General features: G+C 69.4%; 13 protein-coding genes. 7 read left to right on the top strand and 6 right to left on the bottom strand.

The window, feature by feature from the left end; genetic code table 11:
- Positions 1 to 21: 21 nt before the first annotated feature.
- The 4 genes from LT971_RS04540 to LT971_RS04525 form a co-directional block, all read right to left on the bottom strand.
- Complete coding sequence (locus LT971_RS04540; RefSeq protein ID WP_237005663.1) at positions 22 to 1,692, bottom strand: potassium transporter TrkG; 1,671 nt, start codon at positions 1,690 to 1,692, stop codon at positions 22 to 24.
- Positions 1,693 to 1,698: 6 nt separating this feature from the next.
- Positions 1,699 to 2,367 carry a potassium channel family protein gene (locus LT971_RS04535; protein WP_237005662.1) on the bottom strand — a complete coding sequence of 223 codons (669 nt, stop codon included), beginning with the start codon at positions 2,365 to 2,367 and terminating at the stop codon, positions 1,699 to 1,701.
- A gap of 93 nt (positions 2,368 to 2,460) precedes the next feature.
- Positions 2,461 to 4,695, bottom strand: coding sequence for an amino acid permease (locus tag LT971_RS04530; RefSeq protein WP_237005661.1), 2,235 nt, complete (start codon positions 4,693 to 4,695; stop codon positions 2,461 to 2,463).
- On the bottom strand, positions 4,688 to 5,218 hold the full coding sequence (locus LT971_RS04525; RefSeq protein ID WP_336885793.1) for a universal stress protein: 531 nt from the start codon (positions 5,216 to 5,218) through the stop codon (positions 4,688 to 4,690). Before LT971_RS04525 ends, LT971_RS04530 begins: the two co-directional genes overlap by 8 nt.
- Before the next feature lie 210 nt (positions 5,219 to 5,428).
- Here LT971_RS04525 and LT971_RS04520 point away from each other — a divergent pair, with 210 nt between their 5' ends.
- The gene (locus LT971_RS04520; protein ID WP_237005660.1) at positions 5,429 to 5,650 is read left to right on the top strand and encodes a hypothetical protein; all 222 of its coding nucleotides are present in this window, start codon (positions 5,429 to 5,431) and stop codon (positions 5,648 to 5,650) included.
- A 20-nt stretch (positions 5,651 to 5,670) separates the two neighbouring features.
- Here LT971_RS04520 and LT971_RS04515 read toward each other — a convergent pair whose 3' ends face one another.
- Entirely contained in the window at positions 5,671 to 6,081 is a 411-nt protein-coding gene (locus LT971_RS04515) for a DUF7975 family protein (protein ID WP_237005659.1), read from the bottom strand.
- A gap of 27 nt (positions 6,082 to 6,108) precedes the next feature.
- Positions 6,109 to 6,702 (bottom strand): class I SAM-dependent methyltransferase, encoded by a 594-nt coding sequence (locus LT971_RS04510; protein ID WP_280337381.1) that lies wholly within the window; start codon positions 6,700 to 6,702, stop codon positions 6,109 to 6,111.
- Positions 6,703 to 6,782: 80 nt separating this feature from the next.
- Between LT971_RS04510 and LT971_RS04505 the strand changes: the two genes are divergently transcribed.
- The 6 genes from LT971_RS04505 to LT971_RS04480 all read left to right on the top strand — a co-directional run bounded on the left by LT971_RS04505 (position 6,783) and on the right by LT971_RS04480 (position 11,778).
- A complete protein-coding gene (locus tag LT971_RS04505) occupies positions 6,783 to 7,418 on the top strand; it encodes an adenylate kinase (protein ID WP_237005658.1) in 636 nt (211 codons plus the stop codon).
- A 153-nt stretch (positions 7,419 to 7,571) separates the two neighbouring features.
- Complete coding sequence (locus tag LT971_RS04500; RefSeq protein WP_237005657.1) at positions 7,572 to 8,720, top strand: S8 family peptidase; 1,149 nt, start codon at positions 7,572 to 7,574, stop codon at positions 8,718 to 8,720.
- 117 nt (positions 8,721 to 8,837) lie between these two features.
- Positions 8,838 to 9,221, top strand: coding sequence for a BsuPI-related putative proteinase inhibitor (locus tag LT971_RS04495; RefSeq protein WP_237005656.1), 384 nt, complete (start codon positions 8,838 to 8,840; stop codon positions 9,219 to 9,221).
- Between the two features lie 96 nt (positions 9,222 to 9,317).
- On the top strand, positions 9,318 to 10,193 hold the full coding sequence (locus LT971_RS04490; protein ID WP_237005655.1) for a DUF106 domain-containing protein: 876 nt from the start codon (positions 9,318 to 9,320) through the stop codon (positions 10,191 to 10,193).
- 100 nt (positions 10,194 to 10,293) lie between these two features.
- Positions 10,294 to 10,872, top strand: coding sequence for a (d)CMP kinase (gene cmk, locus LT971_RS04485; RefSeq protein WP_237005654.1), 579 nt, complete (start codon positions 10,294 to 10,296; stop codon positions 10,870 to 10,872).
- Positions 10,873 to 10,878: 6 nt separating this feature from the next.
- Positions 10,879 to 11,778, top strand: coding sequence for an RNA-guided pseudouridylation complex pseudouridine synthase subunit Cbf5 (locus LT971_RS04480; protein ID WP_237005653.1), 900 nt, complete (start codon positions 10,879 to 10,881; stop codon positions 11,776 to 11,778).
- The last annotated feature ends 18 nt before the right edge of the window (positions 11,779 to 11,796 follow it).

The following is an 11,796-nucleotide window of genomic DNA, read 5'->3' as shown; positions in this document are numbered from 1 at the left end:
GGTGACTCCCCCGTCCGGCCGTCAGGGGTCGAGCCCGTAGATGGCGGCGCGCGCGAACACCAGCACGGGGATGATTTCGAGGCGACCGATCCACATGTTCAGCAGGAACATCGCCTCTGCGACCGGCGGCATGCTCGGGCCGGTGATGCCCGACGAGAGGCCGACGTTGCCCTGTGCGCTGGCGACCTCGAACAGGGCGTCGGCGTACCCGAACTCGGGGCCGGCGACGTTCACGAGGACGAGACTCGCCGCGACCAGCAGGACGAGCCACAGCAGCGTGACGATGGCGGCCTCGCTGAACTCCCGCTCCATCGATTCCCGGTCGAGCGTGCGGCCGTCGATGCGCGCGGTGACGACGGCGTTCGCGGGCAGGAACACCCGGGAGAACTGCCAGACGAACCCCCGGACGGCGGTGTAGGCGCGGACGATCTTGATGCCGCCGACGGTCGACCCGGCGGCGCCGCCGACGACCATCGCGCCGACGACAAGCACCTTCGCGCCGGCGACCCAGCGGCCGATAGGCGCGGACTGGAAGCCCGTGCAGGTGAGCGCGCTCACCCACTGGAAGGTGGCGTCCCGCACGGCGTCGGCCTGCTGGGGGGAGAGCCACGGGAGCTCGACGACGACCGGCGTCCACGGCGTGAACGCGCCCGTCGTCGCCGGCACGGTCGTGGCGTTCTGTGCCGCGAGTACGACGATGCCCAGCCCGAGGAGCGCGAACAGCCAGCGGGTCTGGAGGTCGTCGCGGAGCACACCGAGGTCGCGTTCGGACAGCAGGAGGTAGTGGACCGGGAACGCGATGGCGCCCAGCACCATGATGGGCAGGAGTGTGGCCTCGACGACCGCCGAGTCGTAGGTCGCGATGGAGTTGTCGGTGACGCTGAACCCGCCGGTGGTGAGGCCGGTCATGGCGTGGTTGAGCGCCTGCCAGCCGGCCTCCCACAGCGGCAGCGCGGCGCCGTAGTCGCTCGTTCGGATGGCGGCGAACAGCAGGACCACCGCCACCGCGGTGTACCCGAGCACGAGCTTCCAGACGGTCCGGACCGTGGAGACGACGCTCGGGTGAATCTTCTCCTCGCGGGCCTCGCTGCGGTAGAGTGCGTAGCTCCCGGAGCCCGGGCGGGCGAGGATGGACACCGTGAGGACGACGACGCCGACGCCGCCCACCCACTGCGTGAGCGACCGCCACCACTGGATGGTGCGGGGCAGCGACGGCTCGTGGATGGCCATCGTCAGCCCGCTGCCCGTCCAGCCGCTCATGCTCTCGAAGAGCGCGTGCAGGGGGTTGCGGAAGTACGCGAGACTGGACAGCGTCGTGGTGTCTGCGACTGCGACGCGTGTCCAGTCCGCGCCGGCGGGCACGAAGCTCTCCATGACAGCCGGTGGTGTCAGCCACGCTGTGAACAGGAACGGGAGCGCGCCGACGACCGCGACGGAGAACCAGCCGCCGGCGGCGATGACCATCCCGTGTTTCATCTTCGGGTCCGGCGCGTCGGCGAAGCGGCGGCGGGCGGCGCCGCCGACGGCAGCACTCGCACCGCCGGCGAGCAGGAATCCCAGCGCTGCGTGCCACTCCCGGAAGACGACGGCGACGAGGACGCTCACCGACATGAGGGCCGCGGCGATGAGCACGAGTCCGCCGACGTCTCTGGCGATCGTCGCGAGGTCCCGCCGGTAGCTGGCCCTGGACATCGTCGGTCAGGGGTCGGCGCGCTCGAAGAGGTCGAGGATGTCCGGGGTCGCGCCGCTCGCAGAGTACACCGTGACGACGTCGCCGGCCTCGATTCTCGTCCCGCCGCGCGGCGTGATGGGGTCGCCGTTGCCGTTTCGCTCGATGGCGACGACGAGTGAGTCCGCCGGGAGCACGTCCTCCTCGGCGAGTGTCAGCCCAGCGATGGGGGCGCCCTCGGCGACCTCGACCTCGAACACTTCCGCCTCGTCGCCGACGCGCATGAAGTCCACGATAGACGGCCTGACGATGGCCCGGTAGAGGTAGTCGGCGATGAGCCGCTGGGGGTTCTCGACGACGTGGACCCCCGCCTGCCGGTAGAGGTTCATGTGCTCGGTGTCGTTCACGACGGAGACGACCGTCGGCACCTCCAGTTCCTCGGCGAGCAGGCAGACCATCACGTTCGTCGCGTCGTCGTCGGTCGTGGCGATGATGGCGTCTGCGCGGTCCGCGCCCGCGTCCTCGAGGGTGTCCTTGCTCGTGGCGTCGTCGTTGACGACCAGACAGTCGTAGTCCTGAGCGGCGCGCTCGGCCCGCTCCGGGTCGCGCTCCACGACTGCGACCTCGTTGCCGTCTTCGGTCGCCGTCTCGATGAGCGGCGTGCCGGTGTCACCGGCGCCGACGATGATGATGTACATGGCTGTGTGCAGTCGGCCGCGTGGGTGACGGCGACCGATCTGGTGGGGTGCGGTACTGGCTCGCGGAGTGTGAAAAGTGAATCGCTCGCTCGGTCAGCCGAACAGCCGTTCGAGAACCGACTTCGACCGCTCTTTCTCTGCGAGGACGACCGAGCAGTCGACCTTGTCGACGACGTCGAGGACGAGCGACCCCGTGACGAGTCGGCGGAGCAGGCCGCGCTCGGTCGCGCCGACGACCAGCATCGTGGCGTCTTCGGCTGCCGCAGCGATGGCGGCCTCGACGTCGCCCGTCTCGACGCGGGTCTCTGCGTCCTCGAGGTCTCGAGCGGCCGCCCACTCCTCGAGGAACGCCTCGCCCTCGTCGGGGTCGTCCGCGACGTGCAGCAGGGTCACCTCGCTGCCGAACTGGTCGCGGAGGTAGCGCGCGACGGCGGCGCCCAGGTCGGTGTCGGGGCCACCAGCAGTCGGGAGCACGACCCTCGACGGGTCGAAGCCCCGGTCTTTCATCACGAGCACGTCGTACGGCAGGTCGCCGGCAACTTCGTCGACCGCAGACTCGGCGCGACCCGGCGAGCCGTGGCTGTCTTCGCCCCACCCCATCACGAGCACGTCGGCGTCGTGGGACTCGGCGGCGTCGAACACCTCCTCGAACGAGCGGTGTGAGAGAACGGTGTGCGTCTCGACGGGGACGCCGAAGTCTTCGGCGTCGGCCTTCGCGTCCGTCAACAGCTGCTCGCTCTCGGCGGCGTCAGTGAACTGTTCGAGGTGGTCGCGGGCGTACGCCAGGCTCGTCTGGTCGGGCACCTGGACGATGTGGAGCGCGACCACGCGGCCGCCGTTGGCTTTCGCGGCGGCCGCACCGAGCGAGATGAGGTCTTTCTCGGTTTCGGGGTTCGCGAGCGGGACCACTACCCGGTAGTCGCCGCCGTCGGGCTGGACCCCGCTCGCAGCGGAGACGGCCGCGTCCGGCATCTCGTCGGCACGCGAGAGCACGTACTGTCCGAGGATGCCCTGTTTGCCCGTACGGCTCCGGGCGTACAGGAAGTACCAGAGTACGGCGCCGGCGACGAGCGCGACGCTCAACGCGATGATGGTCTCGCTGATGAACGCGATGAGCGCGAACGAGGTGAGCATCCCGAGAATCGGCGTGAACGGGTACAGCGGCACCTCGAAGTCGGGGTCGTAGTCCGCGGGGTCCGCCTCCCGCATGACGATGAGCGCGACGTTCAGCAGGCCGTAGATGATGAGGTGGAGCACGCTGCCCATCGTCGCCAGCGCCTCGACCGTTCCCGCGGCGATGAACGCGAGGATGAGGAGACCGGTGACGGCGATGGACCGGTACGGGGTCGAGAACCGGGGGTGGATCTCGTTCAGCGACGGCGTGACGATGTTGTCCCGTCCCATCGCGAAGTTGATGCGGGAGGACGCGAGGATGGACGCGTTCGCGGACGACGCCGTAGCGAGTAGCCCCCCGAACAGCAGTGCGGCGGCACCGATCGGCCCCATCAGGAGGGCGGCGACTTCCACGACGGCGATCTGGTCGTCACCGAGCGACGCGATGAAGCCGGGGTCGACGGCGGCGCTCATCGCGACGAGGACGAACGCGTAGATGACTGTGACGAGGAGGACGCTGCCGATGACCGCCCGCGGGAGGTTCCGTCCGGGGTCTTTGATCTCCTCGGCGACGCTCGTGATCTGGACGAATCCGAGATAGGAGACGAAGATGATGCCGGTCGTCGTGAGCATCGGCCCGAAGCCCTTGCTGGCCGGGAGGTTCGCGGTCTCGGCGTTCAGTGCGCCGAACGTCGTGAATACGGCGAGGATAGCGACCAACAGCACGACGATGACGTTCTGGAGCCGCCCTGTCTCCTTCGCGCCGACGTAGTTCACGGCGACGAACAGCGCCGCGCCGGCGAGCGCGACGAGTTTCACCGAGGAGACGACGACGGGACCGAACACGAACGCGTCCGGCATACCGACGATGTTCCCGATGTACTGGCCGAACCCGAACATGTAGAACGCGGACGCGAACGCGAGGCCGAGCCAGTTCGCCCAGCCGGCGATGGAACCGAACAGCGGGCCGAGCGCGTGGTTGACGTAGTAGTAGGCGCCCCCCGAGCGCGGCATCGCGGTCCCGAGTTCGCTCGCGGACAGCGCCGTCAGCAGGGCAATACCGCCCCCCAGCAGGAAGGAGACGACGGCGAACGAGCCCGCCTCCGTGATCGCCTGCCGAGGGAGCACGAAGATACCGGCGCCGATCATCGTCCCGACACCGATGGTCAGCGCGGCGAGTGGGCCGAGGTCTTTCGCGAGGTCGTCCTCACTCATCGTCGTCGTCCTCCACCGTCGGCGGGTCGTCGGCAGCCACAGCGCTGGCGGTCGGGTCGGCTCCGTCTTCGTCGTCGTCGTCGTCGTCTCCTGGTTCGTCGCCGGCTGGGAACGCGAGGACGGGACGGTCGGCGCGCTTCACGAGGTTACGAGTGTCGTCTCCGGTGAGCAGGTCGAGCCAGCGGCTGCTCTCGCGGGGGGTGAACGCGACCGCCGAGGCGTCGTGGTCGCGGGCCGCGTCGAAGACGCCGTCGGCGATGTCCGTCGCGAACACGACCTCGGTCTCGCAGGGGACGCCGGCGTCGTCACACGCGTCCGTGACGACGGCGAAGACGTCCGCGGCGTACTCCTCGCGCTGCTCGACCCCGGCCTTGTCGATAGCGCCGCCGGCCTTCTCGACGACGTGGACGGCGACGACTTCGCCGCCGGCGTCGGCGACGTACGGGAGCACTGCCTCGCACGTGTCACGAGCGTCGCCCTCGCTGGCGACCGGGAGGACGACCCGTTCGAGCAGGTCACCCATTCGGACCACCCGGGGTCGCTGGCGGCAGACCGCCGGCTAGCGGCGTTTCGTACTGAGAAATCATACCTGGAGGGTGGACGCGCAAGAACTTATAGCTTCGAATTTCGGCGGCGGCTTCGGGGACAGGGAGGGGGCGGGACCGTTCGCCGTTCCCGCGCCGTGTCGGGTACGCTGCGAGTAACTAACCGCTGCCGGCGGGGGCCTGTAGGTATGTCGGAGGGAAAGCAGTCCTCACGGGGCGGTCGCGCGCGGGAGGCCAGCGAGCGCGTGTACGCCGTGGCGCTGCGGGCGCTCGCGGCGCTGGTCGTCCTCGTCACGTTCGCCGGTCTCGCGTACCTCGTCTACGAGGGGCGAATCGACGGCGGCGCGCTTCTGCTGTACGCCGGCGTCATCCTCGGGTACGTCCTCAACTCGGCGTGGCAGCGACAGTAGCCGAGCAGAGCCACCGCTGCTCAGACTTCGACCGCCCAAAGGCGGAAGTCCCCGGGGAGCCCGTAGACCTCCCGGAAGACGGCGTCGACGAACTGGCCGACGCGCTCGTCGTCGGCGCGCGCGTCGATGCGGACGTTCGTCCCGGGAGACTCCTCGGCGGTGTCCGGCTCGACGTCCGTCCGGTCGGCGACGGTGAACGCCCCGTACCGGCCGAGGACGGAGTTCAGGGAGTCGAGTTCCTCGGTGGTGCAGTCGAGGTTCAGCGTGCCCTCGGCGAACTGCACCCACGGCGGGAGGAACTCGGGGTCGCCGCTGGGGTCGGTGGCGGCCTCGAGAGTGCAGAACTGGCTGTCGCGCTCGCGGTGGGCGGCGACCGTGTCGGCGACGAGGTCGATGCGGTCGGCCTCGGTGTCGGCGTCGAATCGGGTCATGGCGGTGCTTGGCGGCGCACCCACAAATCAGGCGGGGTGTGCGAGCGCGCTCACCCAGCGGCCGTCGGCGTCCACGTCGCCGGCGAGTCCGGCGTGGGCGAGCAAGCGCTCGAACTGGCCGGCGTCGTAGTACGCGAAGTAGCGGTCGTCGCCGTCGGCGTGGTCGTCGTCGGGTTCGAAGCCATCGCCGTCGCCGCGCTTCACCGAACAGAAGAACGTACCGTCGGAGCGGAGGACGCGACGGCACTCCGCGAGCGCGGCGGGGAGGTCTGCGGGCGGGACGTGGTGGAGGCTCGCGCACGCCCAGACGCCGGCGACGGTGTCGTCGGCCAGCGGAAGTCGGCGTGCGTCGCCGCGGGCGAAGTGGCCGTCTTCGACGTCTCGGCGGGCGGCGTCGAGAAACGACGCGGTGACGTCGACGCCGACGACGTCGAGGCCGCGGTCGGCGAAGACGGCCGCGTCGCTCCCGGGGCCACAGCCCAGGTCGAGCACCCGGTCGCCAGACAATGCGTCGAAGAACGGGTCGCCGAAGTCGTCGGCGACGCTACCGCGGGAGTATTTCTCCGTGTACGCGCGGGCGTTCGACTCGTACGTCGTCGCCGTCTGGAGGGCTTCGTCCACGCCCACCCCTGCGGCCGGAGGGCACTTGACGATTCGGCCGGGAACGACACGCCCTTGAACGGGGCCAGTGAAGGGAGCGTATGAGCAACCCGCACGTACTGCTGCTGGGCGCACCGGGCGCCGGGAAGGGAACGCAGAGCCGCCGACTGGTCGACGAGTTCGGCATCGAGCACGTGACGACGGGCGACGCGCTCCGCGAGAACAAACAGATGGAGACGGAGTACGGGACGCCCGCCGAGTACATGGACGCCGGCGAGCTCGTGCCGGACCCGGTCGTCAACGAGATTGTGAAGGTCGCGCTGGAGGAGGCCGACGGCTACGTCCTCGACGGCTACCCCCGCAACGAGAGCCAGACGGAGTACCTCGACTCCATCACGGACCTCGACGTGGTGCTGTACCTCGACGTCGCCGAGGACGAACTCGTGCGACGGCTGACGGGCCGCCGGGTCTGCGACGACTGCGGGGCGACGTTCCACGTGGAGTTCGACCAGCCCGAGGAGGAGGGCGTCTGCGACGAGTGCGGCGGCGACCTCTACCAGCGGGAGGACGACACGGAGGAGACCGCCCGAGAGCGCATCTCGGTCTACGAGGAGAACACGACTCCCGTCGTGGAGTACTTCCGCGACCAGGGCGTGCTCGTCGAGGTCGACGGCGAGCGCACGCCCGACGAGGTCTGGACGGACGTCCGTGACGCCGTCGCCGAGCGCGCCGACTGACGACCGCAACCGTCTTTTTCGCCGCGATTTCGCTGTCCACCAGCGACAGCGCCACGGCGATAGCCAGTTTTTCTCTCCCCAACTAGTTTATTAATTAATCTAAACTGTAGCTAGAAAAGTATCAAGACGGGTGAGGTCGTGGATTCGAGTGCCATGTTGGGCAACGACAGGGACCAGACGCGTCGAGACGTACTCAAACTCGCCGGCGGCACACTCGCCAGCGTCGGCCTCACCGGGCTGGCGTCGGCGCGCGGGAACGACAGCACCGTCGAAGTGAACGTCGGCTACAGCGACGCCAGCGGGAAGCGCGCGGCGAAAGCCGAGGCGGCGGGCGTCGTCCGCGAGTTCAACTTCGACGCGCTCACGATTCGCGTCGACGAGAACGCCATCCAGGGGCTCTCGAAGCGCCCGGACGTCCGGTACGTCGAGCGCAACGGCACGATGCACGCGCTCGGCCAGCAACTCACGTGGGGCGTCGACCGCGTGGACGCCGACGTCACGTCCGCGAACGGCGAGACTGGTGCGGGCGCCGACGTCGCCATCATCGACACCGGTATCGACTCCGACCACCCCGACCTCGTCGACAACCTCGGCGCCGGCAAGGCGTTCGTGAAGGCGAAGGGGAACTACGCCGAGAACTGGGACGACGACAACGACCACGGCACGCACTGCGCGGGCATCGCGGGCGCCGTCGACAACGGGCAGGGCGTCCGCGGCGTCTCCACCGAGGCCACGCTGCACGCCGTGAAAGTTCTGGGCAAGCGCGGCTCGGGGTCGTACTCCGACATCGCGGCGGGTATCGAGTACACCGCCGACCAGGGCTGGGACGTCGGGTCGCTGAGCCTCGGCGGCTCCTCCGGCTCCCAGACGCTGAAGGACGCCTGCTCGTACGCGCAGGACAAGGGCGTGTTCCTCATCGCCGCGGCCGGCAACGACGGCCCGTGTGGCGACTGCGTCGGCTACCCGGCCGCCTACGAGGAGTGTCTCGCGGTCTCCTCGTCCGCGCAGGACGACTCGCTGTCCGACTTCTCCTCGACCGGTCCAGAGGTCGAACTCGTCGCGCCCGGTACCGACGTCTACTCGACAGTGCCCGGCGGCTACGACACGTTCTCCGGCACGTCGATGGCGACCCCGCACGTGGCGGGGGCCGCCGGCCTCCTGGTGGCCAACGGCGACACGAACAGCGACGCCCGCAGCCAGCTGAAGAGCACGGCCGAGGACATCGGGCTCGCCAGCAACGAGCAGGGCAGCGGCCTGCTCGACGCTGCAGCGGCCCTCGGCCTCGACTCCTCGGACGACTGACGCCGACCGCCGACTGGCCCCCGGCTTCCCTGCGGTGAGCCACACGGCTCCGCACGCCGGCGTGCGCCACCACCACCACCGCCACACCTACCACCACTCCGAGTGTCTCCACCACCAATGACGGAATCCGACCACAGCGACGCCGACGACGACGACGGCGTACTGGAGGCGACAGCAACGGCGACAGTGAGCGACGACGGCGCCCTCACGGTGACGCTCGCGGTCGAGAACCCGACAGACCACTCCGTCGAGTGTTCGTTCCGGGACGGCCAGCGAATCGAGGTCGTCGCCGAACGCAACACCGATGGCACCGAGCGCTGGCGGTACAGCGACGGCCGCATGTTCTCGATGGCGACCGGGACCGAGACGGTGGCGGGCGGCGGCGAGCTCTCCTTCGACGCGACGTGGCCGGACCCCGACCCCGGCGACTACCTGGTCCGGGCGTGGCTCGTAGCGGCCGACGCCACGGCCGAGGGAACCGTCGAAGTCGTCGTCGACTAGCGGTCTCACAGCCGCGAGCGCACGCCAGAGTGCGACAGTCCGACCGGGCGGGGTTCCGTAAGCGATTCAAGCGGTCAACACCAAAGCGCGGACGAGATGGCACGAACCGCGGAGAAAGTGCGGTCGCTGGTGCGGGAGGACCCCGAGATGGCGACCATCCTCGAGGACCTCCTCGACCACGACGGCGACCTCCAGTGGCAGGACGTCAGCGACGACGTCTCCACCGGCCAGTGGGGCCGCCTCCTGGAGAAAGACATCCTCGTCGAGGGCGAGGACGGGTTCCGGTTCGCCGACCCCGAGGGCGTCGAAGACGGTCTCGCGCCCGACGACGACGACGGCGACGACGACGCCCCCGAGAGCTCCTCGTGGTCGACGTACGACAAACTCGCCGGCGTCGGCGCCGTCGGCGCGATGATCGGGTACAGCTACCCACCGATCCGGAACGGCATCGGTGGCGGCATCGACGTCCTGCTCGGACCGCTGGACGCGATACTGCCGTTCTACGTCGTCATCCTCGTGTTGGCGGTGCTCACGGGCCTGTACTCCACGCTCCTGCAGGCGAACCTCACCGACATGGACAAGATGTCGGAGTATCAGGAGCAAGCACAGGAGCTCCAGGACAAGATGTCCGCCGCGAAAGAGCGCGGCGACGAGGCCGAGGTCGAGCGCCTGCGCGAGGAGCAGATGGAGGCGTTCGGCGACCAGGCCAGCATGCTCAAAGAGCAGTTCCGGCCGATGGTGTGGATCATGCTGCTCACCATCCCGGTGTTCCTCTGGATGTACTGGAAGCTCGGCACCGGCCGCGTCCCCACCAGCGAGCTCACGATGGTCCTGCCGCTCATGGGCGAGGTCAACCTCAACTCCGGGCAGGTCCTCGTGTTCCCGGCGTGGATTGTCTGGTACATGCTGTGCTCGTTCAGCTTCTCGAACGTCATCCGGAAGTCGCTGAACATCCAGACGACGCCGACGTAACCCGGCCCGCTGCGAGCGCACTCCGGGTTGTGTGCGTGCCGGCGGTGCGGTGCTGTCCGCGGTTCAAAACCTCTTTGTCCCGGCCGCTCCCAGCACGGATATGTTAGTCACGATCTCCGGACCGCCGGGGAGCGGGAAGAGCACGGTCGCGTCGACACTCGCGGACCACCTCGACTACGACCACGTCTCGGGGGGCGACATCTTCCGCGGGCTCGCGGAGGACCGCGGGCTGACTCTCGAGGAGTTCAACGAGCTCGCCGAGGAGGACCCCCAGATCGACAAAGACCTCGACCGGCGGCTGCGGGAGACCGCACGCGACCGCGACGACGTCGTCCTCGAGTCGCGGCTGGCGGGCTGGATGGCCGGCGAGTACGCCGACATCAAGATCTGGCTGGACGCCCCGATGAGCGTGCGGGCGCGACGCATCGCCGAGCGCGAGGACAAGACGCCGGCGGCGGCGCGCGCGGAGACCGAGAAGCGCGAGCAGTCCGAGACCCAGCGCTACGAGGAGTACTACGCCATCGACTTCGACGACATCACCATCTACGACCTCTCGGTGAACACCGCGCGCTGGGGGCCCGACGCCGTCACGGACATCGTGCTGGACGCCGTCGACGCCTACCAGGCCGAGCGCGACGAGGGCCCGACGCCCATCGAGAACGTCCGCTACCAGTTCTAACACACCATGCCACTCCGAGCCCCGCCCGCCGACCGCGACCCCGACGCCGTCCTCGAGTTCGGCGTCGTGAACCTCGACAAACCGCCGGGACCGTCGGCTCACCAGGTGTCGGCGTGGATTCGGGACATGGTCGGCGTCGAGAAGGCCGCGCACGCCGGCACCCTCGACCCGAAAGTCACCGGCTGCCTGCCCGTGTTGACTGGCGCTGCGACCCGGCTGGCGCCCGCGATGCTGGAGGGGTTCAAGGAGTACGTCACCGTGCTCGAGCTCCACGACGACCCGCCGCGGAACTTCGAATCGGTCGTCGCGGAGTTCGAGGGCGACGTCTACCAGAAGCCGCCGAAGAAGTCGGCGGTCGCCCGCCGGCTGCGCAGCCGGGAGGTCTACGACCTCGACGTGCTCGACGTCGACGGCCGGCAGGCGCTCCTGCGGATTCGCTGCGAGTCCGGGACGTACATCCGGAAGCTCTGCCACGACATCGGGCGCGCGCTCGGCACGAACGCCCACATGGGCCACCTCCGGCGGACCGCCACCACGCCGTTCGACGACACCGACCTCGCTACCCTCCACGACCTCGCGGACGCGCTCGCGTGGCTGCGCGACGAGGACGACACCGAGCCGCCGGGGACGCCCGAGGAAGCGCTCCGCGCCGTCGTCCAGCCCGCCGAGCGCGCACTCACGCACCTGCCCAGCATCACTATCGCTGACTCGGCGGCCCGCGAAGTCGCTAACGGCGCCCCCGTCTACGCGCCCGGCGTCCTCCGGGCCGACGACGACGCCGTCGACACGGACGGGCTCGTCGGCTGCTACACCGAGGACGGCTCCGCCGTCTGCCTCGGTCGGCTGGTCGGCGACCCCGACGGCGACACCGGCACCGTCGTGGACCTCGAACGCGTCCTCGTCTGACGAACCACGCCGCCGTCG

The sequence above is a fragment of the Halobacterium rubrum genome, assembly GCF_021729015.1.
GTDB lineage: Archaea > Halobacteriota > Halobacteria > Halobacteriales > Halobacteriaceae > Halobacterium > Halobacterium rubrum.
Note: the sequence above shows the minus strand (reverse complement) of the source record. Positions and strands in the feature narration are given on the sequence as shown.